Here is a 15,829-nt window from a genome sequence, read left to right as displayed (position 1 = left end):
GAAATCGCTTTGGCGTCGAACAGGCAATCAATTCAATCAGGCGGTCTTGAGAACGCTTGCCGGTGCGTCGGCGTCGATCCGGTGCGCGCCGCCGTACTCCGTCGTGCGGTCGAAGCCGATGCCCGAGGCGCCGGAACGGCGGCTGGTGGCGACGACCTGGAACGCATTGAGCGCGCCACGGTGGAAGGAGAGCGCGCAGAGCGAGAGATAGAGCAGCCAGATACGGGTCTGCGGCATGCCGACGAGGGCGGCACCCTCTTCCTTGCGGTCGTAGAGACGGCGCACCCAGTGCTCGGTCGTGTAGCCGAAATGCTCGCGCACGGCTTCCACTTCATGCACTTCGAAGCCGGCTTGTTCCAGCGCACCGGTGGTCATGCCGATATGATCGAGCTCGCCGCCGGGGAAGATGTACTTGATGATGAACTGCATATAGGGCGTCAGCCGCGGGAAATCTTCCGGGCGCGCCGTGTTGCGACGGAAGCTGGCCTGGCCGAAATAGACGCCGCGCGGACGCATGTGCTTGCGCAGGTACTTGTAGAAATCCTGGTGGTTGGCGATGCCGACATGCTCGATCATCTCGACCTGGGCGATCTTGTCGAAGACCTGGTCGTCGGCAAGGCTGCGGCAGTCGCGCAGCTCTACCTTCACGCGGTCGCCGAGGCCCATATTGGAGACCTTGGTCTTCACATGGGCGAACTGCTCTTCCGACAGCGTCGTGCCGTAGGCGTCGACACCATAGTGCTGCGCGGCATAGCACAGCAGGCCACCCCAGCCGCAGCCGGGGTCGAACAGCTTGTCGCCGGGCGCCAGGCGCAGCTTGCGGCAGATGAGGTCGAGCTTGTTCAGCTGCGCTTCGTCGAGCGAGCTCTCCGGTGTGGGGAAATAGGCCGAGGAATAGACCATCTCCTTGTCGAGGAAGAGCTCGTAGAACTCGTTGGAGAGATCGTAGTGGAAGCCGATCATCTCCTTGTCGTTGCGGCCGCTCTCGGGCGTCGCCGCCGCCGTCTTGGTGAAGCGCTTGACGAAGGAGGAAACGGAATAGCTCTTCAGAAGGATGGGCAGCGCCATCTTCAGCATGCGCACCTTGTTGATCTTCTTCGGCAGCGAGAGGAACTGCAGATGATCGACCCGGCGCATCGCATCGACCGGATTGGCGCCGACGATGTCGAGATCGCCCGTCGCATAGAGTTCGGCCACACTGATCAGCGACGGCGCGCGCAGCAAGCGGCGCAGAACGTTGGCGGAAGCGACGACGAAGCGGATGTCGTCCTTGGCGCCGGTTCCGAGCGGGATGATCGTGCCGTCCCAAAGCTCAAGGCAGATATTGACGTCGAGATGTCTCGCCAATTCTCCGATGACGGCCTTGGTTGCTTGCAGTTCCCGTTCCGTACCGAGTTCACGCGACATAAAGAGACTTTCCCGACGTTTCAAAACCGGAGTGCAATGTGCTGTTTCACGGACTGTTGTCAACCGCTGCGGGCGAAATGTCGGGGAATACAGGGCCCTCGAAGCCCTGATTTACCGGTAACGCGGCGCCCGCCCGCCGGTCGCGCTGCGCTCTTCGAGGCGCCGCAGGGTTGCGGGATGGACGGCCAGCTCGAAACCGCGGCGCGGCGGGCGGCCGCGCTCGATGAGGACGGCATCGGCCTTGCGGATCTGGACGAGGAGAGTGGTGAAGAGCTTTGCCATCGTGATCGTGTCCCTTGCGTTCTGCGCTGCGGCTTCGGCCGCTCGTGTTGAACGCTCTTTCCCACGCGGCGCACGGCAAAAGTGTTCCGAAGGGAACAGGGCACGAAAAAAGCCGGCCGCAGGGGACGGCCGGCTTTGGGTCCATTCCCTGACGCGAGGCGGTCGCGCCCGGAATGGCCGAAGGGAAAGGGCGTCGTCGCGACTGGAGGAAAGCGCTGACGCCCAAGGGCTCATGGTATCTGCATGCTCAACGGCGGGCGATGATCTCCCGGCCGTCGATCTTCATCTGCACGCCGAGCTTGCCCGTCGTGCGGCGCACAAGGAAGCGCGGGCGGCGGTCGGCAAAGTAGGAGTGGCGGCGGCGCGGCTTGGCGGGCCGGTTCGTGCCGGTCAGGTGATCGTCGAGCGGGCGGGCGACGCCGTCGGCTTCCACCATCAGCATGGGAATGCGGTAGGCGTCCGCCCAGCTGCGCCAGTCGGCGGCGATGTCGCACAGGTCATGCGCCACGAGAAGCGGGATGCACAGATCCGGGTCGTCGTGATGCAGTTCCAGCGTTACGGTCACGTCGCCGTCGCCATGGTCGATGGCGCGGGCGGCGACACCCTTGAAGGCGCGGGCCGGCAGCGCGATGGAGAGCGGCAGGCCGCTCGACGGCAGAACCTTGCGCAACACGGCGCCGCGCTCGTCGAGCGTGATGGTGGCATCGGTTCCCTCGCCGCGCAGTTCGAAGGTCATCGCCTGCGGGAAGCGCTTGGGATCGAGCCGGAGCGTGGTGCCGGCCCAGGCCGGCTTGGAAACGGTATTCAGCATGTCTTTCGCCCTTGTTTTCCTTGAGAGCCGGTGTCCGGTCTTCTCATCGGGACTTTTCGTCCTCTGAGGGCGAGAATAGGCGTGGCCCCTTCCTCGTCGCTTAAAAATCGCGGTTAAAAAAACTTTGCGCTTTCTGATGGTTATCAAAACCGCACGGGCTACGGTTTAGGAGAAGTGAACATCGCCCGGGGCATTTGAACCGTCGCGGAGAAAGGCCCGGACAAGCCACGCGCGCGAAAATACGGTATAATCGGCCTGCGTATGATCCGAAGGAAGAGTGCCTCGATGCTGTCGACCTATACGAGCTACAACCTCATCGCGAACGACATGTTGAAGTCGCTGAACCGCACGGCGACGGAAACGGTCAATGCCCGCGACGCGGCGTATTACAAGGAAAACATCGGCAAGGTCGCCTCGGTCGACGACTTCCTCGACGACTACCGGCTCTATTCCTACGCGGTGAAGGCCTTCGGTCTCGAAGAGATGACCTACGCCAAGGCCTTCATGAAGAAGGTGCTGGACAGCGACCTGACGGACAGCGCGAGTTTCGCCAACAGCCTGACCGACGAGCGCTACCGCAATTTCGCCGCCGCCTTCAGCTTCGCCGACTCGACCGCCTCCGCCCAGACCGAAGTGCAGCTCGACGAGACGATCGGCCTCTATACCGCCACCGCCAACAATGCCGGCGCGGCCATCAAGGAAGAGACGCGCTACTACAATATCGTCATCGACAGCACGACCAATGTCGATCAGTTCCTCAACAACGATCGCCTGCGCAATTACATGTTCACGTCCTACGGCATCGACCCGAGCACCTATTCGCGTGCGACGGTCCGCGGCGTGCTGACGAGCGATCTCAACGACCCCGCAAGCTATTTCAATACGCAGTTCGAGCCGAAGAAGACGGCGGCCGTGGCGGCGATCCAGACGGCTGCGGACGAGCTTTCGACGCTGACGAACAATGCCACCAATGCCGCCCGCATTGCCCAGCTCAAGGCCGAGATCACCAAGCAGAATGCGGTCATCAAAGGCGTCGAGAAATACCGCACGCTGGCGGAAGCCTATAATTTCAACACCGACCGCACGGCAACGGCCGGAAGCGTTCAGGACGCCAGCCAGAAGGCAACGACGAACGAGCTTTACACGCTCTCCAATCCGCGTGTGACATCGGCGGCGGCGCTGCTCAACCGGGCCTATTTCGAGGAGACCATCGGCTCCATCACCACGGCGAGCGAGCTGGTCGACAATCCGCGCCTGCTGAACTACGTCAAGACCGCCTTCGGGCTCGACAAGGTGACCGTCGTCAGTTCCACCATCAAGAACATCCTGACGAGCAGCGCCGATCCGAACGATGCACAAAGCTACATCAACTTGTACGGCGGTCAGGACAAGGCGGCGTATTTCGCGCTGCGCAATGCCTTCAACTTCCAGGAAGACGGCACGCTTGCGGCCGGCGATACCGCCCAGACGGCCGCGCAGACGACGACCATCGGCAACGCCTATATGAATACCTACAACGACAAGGACGACGAGGCGGATGCGACCGCCGTCAAGCGCTTCAAGAGCCAGATCAGCGCCGTCAAGACGATCAACGATTTTGTCGGCGAAGCCTCGGTCTACGACTTCGCGTTGAAGGCCTTCGGCCTCGATCCGACGAAGGTTTCCGCGCTGACGATCAAGAACGTGCTGAAAAGCGACCTCAACGATCCCAAGAGCTATGTGTACCAGCTCAAGGACGAACGTTATGTCGAGCTTGCGAAGGCGTTCAATTTTGATGCGAAGGGTAACATCACCGCGCCGAAGCTGGCCCAGTCCGAAGCCGAGATCATCGTCACCTCGCGTGCCTATGTGGTGGAAAAATCCCGTTTCGGAACGGAGGACGACAAGACCAAGGCGCAGGAAGAGGCGAAATATTACTCCGTCCAGATGCAGAAGATCGAATCCGTCGATGAGCTGCTGGCCGACAAGCGCCTCGTCAATTTCGTGCTGGAAGCCAACGATATCGACCCCAAGAGCGTTGACACCGCCTTCCTGAAGAAGATTTTCGCCTCCGACCTCGACGACCCCAAGAGCTTCGTCAACCAGCAGAGCGACCGGGCCTACCGCAAGGTCGTCGCCTCGTTCAATTTCAACGCCGAGGGCAAGGTCCAGCAGCCCGATGACGCGCAGATCCAATCACGCCGCGGCATCTACGAAACGATCGACAGTTATGTGCGCCAGCAGATGGAAGAAGAGGCGGGCAACGACAATGCCGGCGTACGCCTCGCGCTCTATTTCGAGCGCAAGGCCGGCACGATCTCCAGCGCCTACGACGTTCTGGCTGACGACGCACTTTTCCAGGTGTTCAAGACGCTCTTCCAGCTGCCGGACGAGGTGGGCAGCGCCGACATCGACGCCCAGGCCAACATGGTCAAGCGCTACCTGAAGCTCGAAGACCTGCAGGATCCGGAAAAGGTCGCCAAGATGATCACCAAGTTCTCGGTGCTCTACGACCTCGACAACCAGGCGACCGACAATCCCGCCTTGTCGGTGCTGACCAGCTCCGGCTCCGCCAGCATCAGCGCCGACACGATGATGTCGCTCGCCCAGCTGCGCACCGGCGGTTAAACTCAGCCGGCGACGACCTTGCCGGGGTTCATGATGCCGGCCGGGTCGAAGGCGTGTTTGACCCTTCGCATCAGGTCCATCTCGATCGGCGTGCGCACCGCCGCCAGCTCGTCGCGCTTCAGCTGGCCGATGCCGTGCTCGGCGGAGATCGAGCCGTTGTATTTCAAGACGATGCCGTGCACGAGGTGGTTCATCTCGCGCCAGCGATCGAGGAAAGCCTGCTTGTCGGCGCCGATGGGCTGCGAGATGTTGTAGTGGATATTGCCATCACCCATATGGCCGAAGGAGCAGATGCGCGCGCCCGGCATGGCCGCCATCACGGCCGCATCGGCTTCCGCCATGAAAGCCGGAATGGAGGAGACCGGCACGGAGACGTCGTGCTTGATCGAGCCGCCCTCCGGCTTTTGGGCCGGCGACATGCTTTCGCGCATGTGCCACAGCGCCTTGCGCTGCTCTTCGCTGGAGGCGATCACGGCATTCTCGACCAGCCCCGCCTCGATCCCTTCGCCCAGCAGCGCCTCCATCATGCGGCTCGCCGTCTCGGCGGCGTCCGAGGTCGAGATGTCGATCAGCACATACCAGTCATGCCGCGTCGCCAGCGGATCGCGCACGCCGGGAATGTGCCGCGTGGTGAAATCGACGCCGAGGCGCGGCATCAGTTCGAAGCCGGTGAGCGCGGTACCGCAGCGGCTCGCGGCGCGTTCGAAAAGCGCAAGCGCATCCTCGACGGATTTCAGCCCGGCAAAGGCAACTTCGTGGCCGAGCGGGCGCGGAAAGAGTTTTAGCACCGCCCCGGTGATGACGCCGAGCGAGCCCTCGGCGCCGATAAAGAGGTTGCGCAGGTCGTAGCCGGTATTGTCCTTCTTGAGGCGACGCAGGCCGTTCCACACCTCGCCGGTCGGCAGCACGACTTCGAGGCCGAGGCAGAGATGGCGCATATTGCCATAGGCGAGCACCGCGGTGCCGCCGGCATTGGTGGAAAGGTTGCCGCCGATCTGGCAGGTGCCTTCCGAGCCGAGCGACAGCGGGAAGAGCCGGTCGACGTCTTCCGCGGCCTTCTGGATCTCCGCCAGCACCGCGCCGCCATCGGCGACGATGACATTGCCGACCGGATCGATATCGCGGATGCGGTTGAGGCGGGAGAGCGACAGCACGACATCCGCCTTGCCCTCGCGCGGCACGCTGCCGCCGACATGGCCGGTATTGCCGCCCTGCGGCACGATGGCCGTGCCGGTTTCGGTCGCAAGCGCCAGGATAGCCGAGACCTCCTCCACCGAGCCGGGCCGCAGCACCAGCGGCGAGGTGCCATGGTAAAGCCCGCGGCTTTCGACGAGATAGGGCGCGATCTCCCTGTCATCGACCAGCGCATAAGCCGGACCGGTAATGGCGGCGAAACGGGAAATCAGCGCGGGAGAAAGCATTGCGGCAGCCATGGTCGTCGTCTCCATATTATCCGCGCGGGGCGGCGGCCCGCTGCAAACGGTCGTTGATCGCCTCGCCCAGGCCGGTAGCGGGAATGGGCGAGAAGGCGATCGCACCGGCACCCGTGGCGTCCGCCTGTTTCATGTAGCCGAAGAGATTGGCGGCGGCTTCTGCAAGGTCGCCGGAAGGGCTGAGGTCGAGCACCAGCGCGGCTTGCGCCTCGCCGGGAAGCGGCGTGCCCCCGAAGCGGATCAGCACTTCACCCGGCCGCACCTCGCTTGCATCAAGCCGCACCGGCGCATCCGGCGCGTAATGCGAGGCGAGCATGCCGGGCGCCTCGATGGTCGCGCCGGCCGTCTCGTTGCGCTGCACGGGCAGGCCCGTGACGCGCTCGATGTCGGCGGCATCCAGCCCGCCGGGCCTCAGCAGGCGGATCGTCTCGCCCTCGACCTTGATGATGGTGGATTCGAGCCCGACGACCGCCGGCCCGCCATCGAGGACCAGTTCGAGCTTCGCGCCGAAATCGTCGGCGACATGGCGGGCGGTGGTGGGGCTGATGCGGCCGGATGTGTTGGCGCTGGGGGCGGCGAGCGGCTTGTCGAACGCGGCAAGCAGCCGGCTGGCAAAGCCCTTGGGAATGCGGATGCCGACCGTATCGAGGCCCGCGCGCGCCAGCGGATGGATGGCGCTCTCCGGGCGGATGGGCAACACGAGCGTCAGCGGCCCCGGCCAGAAGGCCTCGGCGATCGCGCGTGACAGCGGGTCGAAGACGGCGTGTTTCTCCGCCATGGCGAGATCAGCCATATGGCAGATCAGCGGATTGAAACGCGGTCGGCCCTTCATTTCGTAGATGCGGGTGATGGCGAGCGGATTGGTCGCATCGGCGGCAAGGCCGTAGACCGTCTCGGTCGGGATCGCGACCGGCACGCCGCGGCCGAGCGTTTCGGTGGCGCGCGCCAGCGCTTCCTCCGCATCCGTGCGCGTATCAACGATATCAGCCATCTCGCCCTTCCGTCTTTGCCGCTTCCTTTACAGGGCTTTGCCGGCAAATGCCAAGAGTTCGGCGGATGGCTAAAATATGAACGACCGGATTAGAGCGGCCGAAAGACCGGGCTGATACGGTCAGGCTGAAACGTCCCGCAAGCAGGTCCGCATCTGAATGGCTAACCGGAAATCCTCGACCACCGACGTCGCCTTGCGCGTTGCAACGGCCATGAAGCAGATGGGCATAGACGGCCTGCCGCGCAATTACGAGCTGGTCTACGAGGCCTATGCCGGCAGCAATCCGGATCTCGTGCGCGACTTCATCGCGCTCGGCAAATACAAGACCCAGGCCGCCCTCGACGAGCTCGGCCGGAAATACCTGCCGCACCAGCACGAGGCGAGCGTGCTGCAGCGCTCGGCGGGTGCCATCAGCAACGAGATGAGCAATTTCATGGACCTGCTCAGCCAGGAGCGCTCCTCGCTGAACGATTATGGCCGCCTGATCGGCGAGGCCTCGCAGGTGATCGGCAGCGTCGGCGGCGCGCTCGGCAGCTCGCTGGAAGCCCTGCAGCGCGCCACCGAGTTGCGTGTCACCCACACGGCAGAAATGGCGGAAAAGGTCGCCGCGCAATCGGCCGCGATGGACGGCATCCAGAAGGAGATGGCGGAATTCGAGGCGATGAAATTCGTCGATCCGCCGACGAAGCTCGGCAACCGCCGCGCCTTCAACAAGGCACTCGCCCGCGTCTATGCGAACCCCGCCCTGCCGATGCTCTGCGGGGTCGTGGTGGCGGAAGTGGATGCGGAGCGCCGCTTCTCACCCGCCCAGATCGAGGCTCTGTCCGACCATCTCGTGACCTTCTACGGCGGCCTCATCCGCCAGGCGTTCCCGACGAGCGACCTTGCAGTGCGCTTCGACGGCCTGCGCTTCGGCTTCCTGTTCAACACCGCGGATGAAGGGGAGGTGGAGCGGCTGATCGACCTCCTGCGCGCCGCCTTCCAGACGGTGGCGCTGCGCGATCCGCGCACCAGCCGCAATCTCGGCCATCTCACCCTATCGGCCGGTGTCTGCATGTCGGATCGCGCCGACAGCGCGCTCGACCTCTCCTCGGCCTGCGAACGGGCGCTCCTCGAAGCCAAGACATCCGGCGGCGACCGGATCGTCATCTACGGCCGCGGCGACGAGGTGCCGGCGGGCAAGGAATGGATGCTGTATCGGGCGTGAGAAGCAATTCCAGCAAAAGTGTGAAGCGGTTTTGCGTCCGGAATTGCGTTCAGAAAATTAAAGCGCGCTGATGATCTTGCGCAGCGCCTCGTTGCGGGCACCGAGCATCAGCACGTTCTTCATGGCGAGCTTGGGATCATCCGTGCGGAAGATCACGCCATTGCCGCGCACGTTGCGGTCGATCGCGAGACGGCCTTCATGGTCCGTCGGTGTGATGGCAACGGCGAAATACATGCGGCCGTGCTTTTTCGAAATGCCGGCGAAGAACTGCTCTTCCTCGCCGATCTCGGCAAAGAAATTGGCCATGTAGAAGGCCCATTGCACATTCTGGAAATCCGCGAAACTCGAATTGGCCACCGTGATGTGGCAATAGCCGAGATGCGGCGTTCCCGCGAGGGTGCGGTGGAAGATCAGCTTGGGGAACTGGATCGCACGGTGAAAACCGTTGATGCGGTCATGCGTGACGGAGCCAGCGCGTTCCAGCTTGCGGCCCGTGCGCTCGGCCACCTCGGCATAGGAGAGGTAGCGCTTCTCGCTCGGGCTCCAATTGTCGGGCGTGCGGTCGATGCGCCCGGTGCGCAGGAATTCCGTGTGCACGGCGGATTTTGGCGGGTTCGCGCGCTTGTAGGCGACGGCATCGTAATAGCGAAACTTCGTCTGCTGTTGCTGCACCCGCGCACTCCTGCTCGCGCGGCGCTTTGCGCGCACGCCCTGATGGCGGAAGTTTATGGAAACGGCGTTAAGCATTCCTTGCCGTTTGCCCCCTGAAACCTTGCAGGGCGGGTTCCGTGGTCGCAATATGACAAGCTGCCGTTTTAGGTATCGCCTTGCCTGTTCTCGCGCCAATGCGCGTAATTAAAAGGCATATTATATTGATATATATTGATAAATGTCGCAACTGCGATGTGTCTCCTTCATTTCTTTGTTGTCGTCAAATCATGAGGCTGTGTCGTTTTTTGACATGTCGGTCGATGATTCTTGCGGTTAGATAAAGACACTCAAGGTGTCGCCTTCTAGGGAGGGCGGAGAATTGGGAAGCCGGTTGAAATCCGGCGCTGCCCCCGCAACGGTGTTGGAGCAAAAGCGGCAAAAAGCCACTGGACGCAAGTCTGGGAAGGCGCCGCGTCGGTCGCAGGCTCAGTCCTGCATGGCCACTCCTCAGCCCGGAAACCAGCCTGGAGAAAAGATCGTGACTGGCTGCGGCGGGCGGCCGGGAAGCGTGCATGCCGGGCGTTTTCGTGCCTGGATGCCGTCTCCTCCGTGCGCCTCATCCCCCAATTGGACCTATGAGGATTGCCATGGATATCCGCAGTGACGTGCTCCGCAAGCTGAAGAACCGGCGTGAAGGCCACAGCCTCGAACAGGCCTTCTACATCGACCTCGACCACTACAAGCTCGACATGGAGACGATCTGGTATCGCGACTGGCTGTTCATCGGCCATGACTGCGAAATCCCCAAGGCCGGCAATTATTTTACCGTGCAGGTCGGCGACTATCCCGTCGTCATCACCCGCGACCGCTCGGGCACGATCCGCGCGCTGCACAATTCCTGCCGCCACCGCGGCTCGCGCGTCTGCACCCAGCAGAAGGGCACCTCGGCCAAGCTCGTCTGTCCCTATCATCAGTGGACCTACGAGCTCGACGGCTCGCTGCTCTTCGCCCGCCACATGGCCGAGGATTTCGACCGGACGCAGCACAGCCTGAAGCCGATCCATTGCGAAACCCTCGGCGGCTACATCTTCATCTGCCTTGCCGATGACGCGCCGGATTTTTCCGCCTTCCGCAGCACGGCAGAGCCCTATCTCGCCCGCCACCGTCTCGGCGAAACGAAGGTCGCCTTCGAAAGCACGATCATCGAGAAGGGCAACTGGAAGCTCGTCTGGGAAAACAACCGCGAGTGCTATCACTGCGCCGCCAACCATCCCGAACTCTGCCGCACCTACCCGGAAGCGCCGACCGCCACGGGCGTGCAGGGCGCCAAGGACGACGCTGTCATCGCCGCGCATTGGGGAAAATGCGAGGCCGCCGGCCTGCCGAGCGAGTTCCGCATGTCGCCGACCGGCCAGTTCCGCGCCGCCCGCATGCCGCTCATCCAGGAGGCCGAGAGCTACACCATGTCCGGTGCACGCGCCGTCCAGCGCCCGCTGTCGAACGATGTGCTGGAAAGCGGCATCGGCACGTTGCTGCTCTTCCATTATCCCACGACCTGGAACCACGTGCTGGCCGACCACGCCATCACCTTCCGCGTCCTGCCGCTCGGCCCTGAACTGACGCAGGTCACGACCAAATGGCTGGTCAACAAGGACGCCGTCGAGGGTGTCGATTACCGGCTCGACGAACTCACCCATGTCTGGACTGAGACCAACGACCAGGACCGCCAGATCGTCGAGGAAAACGCCTTCGGCATCCGCTCGCCGGCCTACCAGCCCGGCCCCTATTCGCCGGAGGACGAGGGGGGCGTCATGCAGTTTGTCGAATGGTATTCGAACTTCATGATCGACCGGCTGGACAGCAAGAAACCGATGTCGCGGGTGGCCTGACATGACGATTGCAAGCCATTTTCGTCATTTCGACGAACTTCATCCCTGGCATGATCGCCATAACCTGCTCGAATGCATCGCCGCGACAGTGGAGACGGCCGATGTGATGACCTTCACCTTCAGCTCCGATCAGAAGAACTGGTTCCGCTATCTGCCGGGCCAGTTCGCCACGCTGGAACTGCCGGTGTCGGAGGACGCGCCGGTCATGCGCACCTACACGCTCTCCTCGACGCCCTCGCGGCCGTTCTCCGTCGCGGTGACAGTGAAGGCGCAGAAGAACTCGATCGGCACGCGCTGGATGTTCGATCATCTGCGCCCCGGCATGAGGCTGAAGGCCTTCGGGCCGCTCGGCGACTTTTCCTTCGTGCGCTACCCTGCAGAAAAATACCTGTTCATCTCGGCGGGCTCCGGCGTCACACCGATGATGTCGATGACGCGCTGGATGGCCGATTGCGCGCCGCAATCCAACGTCGCCTTCATCTCCTGCGCCCGCAAACCCGAGGACCTGCTGTTCAAGCCGGAACTCGAATGCCTCGCCGCCCAGATGCCGAACCTCGCGCTCGGCTTCGTCGTGGAGGGGCACAATCCGCGGGACGGCTGGCACGGCTTGCGCGGCCGCATCGACGCCGCCCGCCTCTCGCTGCTCGCACCCGATTTCCGCGAGCGCACCGTCTTCTGCTGCGGTCCGGAACCCTTCATGCGCGGCGTCAAGGACATGCTCAAGGTTTGCGGCTTCGACATGAACCGCTACCACGAGGAGAGCTTCCAGCCGGCCAATGCGCCCGCCCCGGAGGCGATCGCCATCCGCGCCGGTGCCGGAGAACAGGCCGTTGACGCCAATGCCGTTTCGACCGTCACCTTCACCATGGCCGGCAAGGACGCCTCATGCCCTCCCGGGCAGACGATCCTGCAGACGGCGCGCGCCGCCGGCGTGCGCATCGGTGCGGCCTGCGAAGGGGGCCTCTGCGGCACCTGCCGGGTCATGAAGGTCTCGGGCGAAGTCGAGATGCGCCACAATGGCGGTATTCTCGATGACGAGATCGAGGAAGGCTACATCCTCGCCTGCTGCTCGCGGCCGATCGGCGACGTGCAGATCGAGGCGTGAGCGACGCGCCGGTGCAGCCACGCTGCGCCGGCGGGAATGGCGCTCAGAAATCCTGATAGTTGAGTGGCGTCACTTCGACCATGCGGCGGCCGAGCGTGGTGCTGGTCGTTCCCTTCGCCATGATGCCGGCCCGGACCTCGGCGGTGACGGCAACGGGGAACGAGGACGCCGTGCCCGAGGCGAGCGTGACGGCGCCGGTCGTCTGTGCGCCGGTGCCGGCGGCAGCTTCGGCTTTCACGGTTGCCTGGAACGAGCCGCCGGTTGGGATCGAGGCCGTCAGCATCGTATCGACCGGTTCTTGCGGCTTTTCCGGCAAAAGGCTGCCGAAGGCCCAGGTCCTGGCGAGGTCCGCCTTGCTCATCGGCGCGACATTGACGTCGATGTCGTTTTCGGCGCCCTTCACGCGGTAGGGGCAGCGGCGCTTGGAGCAGTTGACGCCGGCCGAAAACTGCCAGAGCGCGTAGCTGTCCCAGTTGCCCATCGGGAACGCGCCCTCGATGCCCGGCTTGTAGCGGGCATACCAGAGCGGCAGGCGCGAGAGGATGCGGTACTTGTCGCGGTTGAGCGCGATGGTGCGGGCGGTGGAATGGTTCGTGTAGAGCACGGGATAGCGCCCGGTGCGCGTCTTGATATGGCCGGCGAAGATCTGGGCATCCTCGAGCGACATGTAATTGTCGGGGTCGATGCCCTCGATATCAAGCACCATCATCTCGTCGTCCTGCGGATTGGCATAGTCGAGGAAATGGTTGGCCTGGTCGATCGGATTGCCGGGACGGGCGAGGTGATAGGCGCCCCAGAGCAGGCCCTTGGCACGGGCGAGCAGCCTGCGCGTCTCATAGAGTTCGCGGCTGACCGCATATTTGCGCCACATCGTCTTGCAGTGGGCGATGGTGTCGCCGCTGTGCTCGCCCTTGCAGCTATAGCTTTCCGGCAGGCCGTCCGACGCCTTGGAGATGAAGCCGGCGATGCGCGTATCGGAGAGCATTTCCGACCAGTCGATCTCGTTCAACTCATAGGCATCGATGACGATGGCATTGTTCGTTTTCTTCCACGGTTCGATGGTGGCCGCCCCGGCGGAGAGGGGCAGCGTCAGTGAAAAGAGAAGGGCGGCAAGGCCGGAAAGATGGTTCTGATGCAATGGACGCTCCTGTTCGATTCCCGGTCCTCCGCGAACGGCCATGGTGCGTGGATATGGTTAATGCTCCGCTAACGCAGTTTTTACTGCCGGTCGGAACAAACAACCGTAAGCTACGTTCCTATGCGAAACTGCCGCATCTTCTTCCGAGAGGCGGCGCTTTTGGGAGAACAGTCATGAAATTTTCAGGAAAGTGTTTTGCTGTCGCGATGTCGGCGCTCTTTGCCTTCACACCGGTCGTTCCGGCTGGCGCGATGCCGCTGGCATCGACCAGTGTGCAGGTAGCCGGCGGGCAAGGCGACATTCAGCTCGTCCGCGATCATAACGGTCGCTATGAAGGCCGTCGTGTCTGGAGAGAGCGCCATGGCAATCGCCATTGGCGCGCCGATCGGCGTGATCGTCATTGGCGCGGTGACCGCGGCTATCGCCACGGCTGGTACCGTGGTCATCGCGGCTACCGCTATGCACGCCCGGGTTATCGCCATCATAACGGTTATTGGTTCCCGCTCGCCGCATTCGGTGCCGGTGCCATCATCGGCGGTGCTATCGCCAATGACGGTGGCTATACCGGCGGAGGCTCGCATGTGAACTGGTGCGCCAATCGCTACCGTTCGTATCGCGCCTATGACAACACCTACCAGCCCTATGGCGGCCCGCGCCGGCAGTGTGTATCGCCCTATCGCTGATCTCTGACAAAGCGTGCCGGATGGTCCTCCGGCGCTGAAGACAGGCTGCCCGGTCCGCCAACCGGGTGGCCTGTTTTCGTATGCGCAGCCTTTGCGGAAGATTGACGTTTACGTAAAAATCAATAATCTGCCCGGCAGGCACAGGGCCATCGGGCCAAATCCCGAAGGGCGGTCGCAGGAGGATAGTGATGTACAAGGCGCCGGTCGAGGAGATTGCGTTCACGCTGAAACATGTCGCAGGGCTTGCGCCCGCACTGGAGGGTGGCCGTCTCGGCGACCTCACGGACGACCTCGTCGATGCCATCCTGTCCGAAGCCGGCCGTTTTGCCACCGAGGAAGTCGCGCCGCTTGCCGAGATCGGCGACAAGCAGGGTGCCCGCTTCGTCGACGGCGCCGTGAAAATGCCGGATGGCTGGCCCGCGCTCTATAAGGCCTGGGCGGAGGGCGGCTGGAATTCGCTGACCGCAGCACCGGATTTCGGCGGACAGGGGCTTCCCCATATGCTGCATGTCGCAGCACTCGAAATGTGGAACAGCGGCTCGATGGCCTTCGCGATCGGCCCGACGCTGACGATCGGCGCCATCGAGGCGCTGACGACGCATGGTTCCGACCATCTCAAGACGACCTATCTGCCCAAAATGGTCTCCGGCGAATGGATGGGCTCGATGAACCTCACCGAGCCGCATGCCGGTTCGGATCTTGGCGTGATGAAGACGCGCGCCGAACGCCGCGACGACGGCACCTACCGCCTGTTCGGCCAGAAGATCTTTATCACCTATGGCGAGCATGATTTTACCGACAATATCGTGCATCTCGTGCTCGCCCGCCTTCCGGATGCGCCGGCCGGCACGCGCGGCATCTCGCTGTTCCTCGTGCCGAAATTCCTCGTCAATGCGGATGGTTCGCTTGGGCCCCGCAACGATGCGCATTGCCATTCCATCGAACACAAGCTCGGTATCCACGGCTCGCCGACCTGCACGATGATCTATGGCGACGGCCGCTTCGGCGATGAACCGGGCGCCATCGGCTGGCTGGTCGGCGAGGAAAACCGCGGCCTCGCCTGCATGTTCACCATGATGAACAATGCCCGCCTTGCCGTCGGCATGCAGGGCGTGGCGATTGCCGAGGCCGCCACGCAGAAGGCAATCGCCTATGCGAAGGAACGCACGCAGGGCAAGGCGCCGGGCTGGCAGGGGGCGGGTATGAGCCCGATCATCGAGCACCCGGATGTCGCCCGCATGCTGCTCACCATGAAGGTGCTGACCCAGGGCGCACGCGCCATCACCTATGCCTGCGCCCACGCTGTCGACATGGCGCATGGCGAGGACGCGAAACATTGGGCCGAGCGCGCCAGCCTGCTCACCCCCATCGCCAAAAGCTTCGCTACCGATGCCGGCGTCGACGTGTCCTCGCTCGGCGTGCAGGTGCATGGCGGCATGGGCTTCATCGAGGAAACCGGCGCGGCGCGCCTGTATCGCGACGCCCGCATCGCCCCCATCTACGAGGGCACCAACGGCATCCAGGCGATCGACCTCGTGACGCGCAAATTGCCGCTGTCGGATGGCAACCATATCAAGGGCTTCATCGCGGAACTGCGCGACATCGCTGCCAAAGCGCGTGCCGCC

General features: G+C 63.3%; 13 protein-coding genes and 1 riboswitch. Of the genes, 6 read left to right on the top strand and 7 right to left on the bottom strand.

Features of this window, described 5'->3' with window-relative positions:
- Nucleotides 1-36: 36 nt before the first annotated feature.
- The 3 genes from ACOZKU_RS08400 to ACOZKU_RS08390 form a co-directional block, all read right to left on the bottom strand.
- Nucleotides 37-1,407, bottom strand: a complete 1,371-nt coding sequence (locus ACOZKU_RS08400) for a class I SAM-dependent methyltransferase (RefSeq protein ID WP_421578491.1) — start codon at nucleotides 1,405-1,407, stop codon at nucleotides 37-39.
- Nucleotides 1,408-1,518: 111 nt separating this feature from the next.
- Complete coding sequence (locus tag ACOZKU_RS08395) at nucleotides 1,519-1,689, bottom strand: hypothetical protein (protein WP_421578490.1); 171 nt, start codon at nucleotides 1,687-1,689, stop codon at nucleotides 1,519-1,521.
- Between the two features lie 247 nt (nucleotides 1,690-1,936).
- The gene (locus ACOZKU_RS08390; RefSeq protein WP_314087211.1) at nucleotides 1,937-2,500 is read right to left on the bottom strand and encodes a DUF6101 family protein; all 564 of its coding nucleotides are present in this window, start codon (nucleotides 2,498-2,500) and stop codon (nucleotides 1,937-1,939) included.
- 285 nt (nucleotides 2,501-2,785) lie between these two features.
- Between ACOZKU_RS08390 and ACOZKU_RS08385 the strand changes: the two genes are divergently transcribed.
- On the top strand, nucleotides 2,786-5,107 hold the full coding sequence (locus ACOZKU_RS08385; protein WP_421578489.1) for a DUF1217 domain-containing protein: 2,322 nt from the start codon (nucleotides 2,786-2,788) through the stop codon (nucleotides 5,105-5,107).
- 2 nt (nucleotides 5,108-5,109) lie between these two features.
- On the opposite strand, the gene ACOZKU_RS08380 is transcribed toward ACOZKU_RS08385, so the two are convergent.
- Both ACOZKU_RS08380 and ACOZKU_RS08375 read right to left on the bottom strand, forming a co-directional pair.
- Nucleotides 5,110-6,540 carry an FAD-binding oxidoreductase gene (locus ACOZKU_RS08380; protein ID WP_421578488.1) on the bottom strand — a complete coding sequence of 477 codons (1,431 nt, stop codon included), beginning with the start codon at nucleotides 6,538-6,540 and terminating at the stop codon, nucleotides 5,110-5,112.
- A gap of 16 nt (nucleotides 6,541-6,556) precedes the next feature.
- Nucleotides 6,557-7,531 (bottom strand): L-threonylcarbamoyladenylate synthase, encoded by a 975-nt coding sequence (locus ACOZKU_RS08375; RefSeq protein WP_421578487.1) that lies wholly within the window; start codon nucleotides 7,529-7,531, stop codon nucleotides 6,557-6,559.
- A 157-nt stretch (nucleotides 7,532-7,688) separates the two neighbouring features.
- On the opposite strand from ACOZKU_RS08375, the gene ACOZKU_RS08370 reads away from it, so the two are divergent.
- Nucleotides 7,689-8,738 (top strand): diguanylate cyclase domain-containing protein, encoded by a 1,050-nt coding sequence (locus tag ACOZKU_RS08370; protein ID WP_421578486.1) that lies wholly within the window; start codon nucleotides 7,689-7,691, stop codon nucleotides 8,736-8,738.
- A 57-nt stretch (nucleotides 8,739-8,795) separates the two neighbouring features.
- Here ACOZKU_RS08370 and ACOZKU_RS08365 read toward each other — a convergent pair whose 3' ends face one another.
- Complete coding sequence (locus ACOZKU_RS08365; RefSeq protein WP_421578485.1) at nucleotides 8,796-9,410, bottom strand: DUF6656 family protein; 615 nt, start codon at nucleotides 9,408-9,410, stop codon at nucleotides 8,796-8,798.
- Nucleotides 9,411-9,722: 312 nt separating this feature from the next.
- Nucleotides 9,723-9,931, top strand: a riboswitch (cobalamin riboswitch).
- Nucleotides 9,932-10,036: 105 nt separating this feature from the next.
- Here ACOZKU_RS08365 and ACOZKU_RS08360 point away from each other — a divergent pair.
- Both ACOZKU_RS08360 and ACOZKU_RS08355 read left to right on the top strand, forming a co-directional pair.
- On the top strand, nucleotides 10,037-11,278 hold the full coding sequence (locus tag ACOZKU_RS08360) for an aromatic ring-hydroxylating oxygenase subunit alpha (protein WP_421578484.1): 1,242 nt from the start codon (nucleotides 10,037-10,039) through the stop codon (nucleotides 11,276-11,278).
- A 1-nt stretch (nucleotide 11,279) separates the two neighbouring features.
- The gene (locus ACOZKU_RS08355) at nucleotides 11,280-12,383 is read left to right on the top strand and encodes a 2Fe-2S iron-sulfur cluster-binding protein (RefSeq protein ID WP_421578483.1); all 1,104 of its coding nucleotides are present in this window, start codon (nucleotides 11,280-11,282) and stop codon (nucleotides 12,381-12,383) included.
- A gap of 43 nt (nucleotides 12,384-12,426) precedes the next feature.
- Here ACOZKU_RS08355 and ACOZKU_RS08350 read toward each other — a convergent pair whose 3' ends face one another.
- The gene (locus ACOZKU_RS08350) at nucleotides 12,427-13,521 is read right to left on the bottom strand and encodes a glycoside hydrolase family 25 protein (protein WP_421578482.1); all 1,095 of its coding nucleotides are present in this window, start codon (nucleotides 13,519-13,521) and stop codon (nucleotides 12,427-12,429) included.
- Nucleotides 13,522-13,694: 173 nt separating this feature from the next.
- Here ACOZKU_RS08350 and ACOZKU_RS08345 point away from each other — a divergent pair, with 173 nt between their 5' ends.
- Together ACOZKU_RS08345 and ACOZKU_RS08340 are read left to right on the top strand one after the other, a co-directional pair.
- Nucleotides 13,695-14,204 (top strand): BA14K family protein, encoded by a 510-nt coding sequence (locus ACOZKU_RS08345; protein WP_421578481.1) that lies wholly within the window; start codon nucleotides 13,695-13,697, stop codon nucleotides 14,202-14,204.
- A gap of 188 nt (nucleotides 14,205-14,392) precedes the next feature.
- A partial coding sequence (locus tag ACOZKU_RS08340; RefSeq protein ID WP_421578480.1) for an acyl-CoA dehydrogenase family protein occupies nucleotides 14,393-15,829 on the top strand: 1,437 nt, incomplete at its 3' end.

It is taken from the genome of Shinella sp. M31, from assembly GCF_049199205.1.
GTDB lineage: Bacteria > Pseudomonadota > Alphaproteobacteria > Rhizobiales > Rhizobiaceae > Shinella.
Note: the sequence above shows the minus strand (reverse complement) of the source record. Positions and strands in the feature narration are given on the sequence as shown.

Coding starts and splice junctions, on each gene's coding strand:
- ACOZKU_RS08400 (WP_421578491.1), bottom strand. CDS start 1,407: ATGTCGCGTGAACTCGGTACGGAACGGGAACTGCAAGCAACCAAGGCC.
- ACOZKU_RS08395 (WP_421578490.1), bottom strand. CDS start 1,689: ATGGCAAAGCTCTTCACCACTCTCCTCGTCCAGATCCGCAAGGCCGAT.
- ACOZKU_RS08390 (WP_314087211.1), bottom strand. CDS start 2,500: ATGCTGAATACCGTTTCCAAGCCGGCCTGGGCCGGCACCACGCTCCGG.
- ACOZKU_RS08385 (WP_421578489.1), top strand. CDS start 2,786: ATGCTGTCGACCTATACGAGCTACAACCTCATCGCGAACGACATGTTG.
- ACOZKU_RS08380 (WP_421578488.1), bottom strand. CDS start 6,540: ATGGCTGCCGCAATGCTTTCTCCCGCGCTGATTTCCCGTTTCGCCGCC.
- ACOZKU_RS08375 (WP_421578487.1), bottom strand. CDS start 7,531: ATGGCTGATATCGTTGATACGCGCACGGATGCGGAGGAAGCGCTGGCG.
- ACOZKU_RS08370 (WP_421578486.1), top strand. CDS start 7,689: ATGGCTAACCGGAAATCCTCGACCACCGACGTCGCCTTGCGCGTTGCA.
- ACOZKU_RS08360 (WP_421578484.1), top strand. CDS start 10,037: ATGGATATCCGCAGTGACGTGCTCCGCAAGCTGAAGAACCGGCGTGAA.
- ACOZKU_RS08355 (WP_421578483.1), top strand. CDS start 11,280: ATGACGATTGCAAGCCATTTTCGTCATTTCGACGAACTTCATCCCTGG.
- ACOZKU_RS08345 (WP_421578481.1), top strand. CDS start 13,695: ATGAAATTTTCAGGAAAGTGTTTTGCTGTCGCGATGTCGGCGCTCTTT.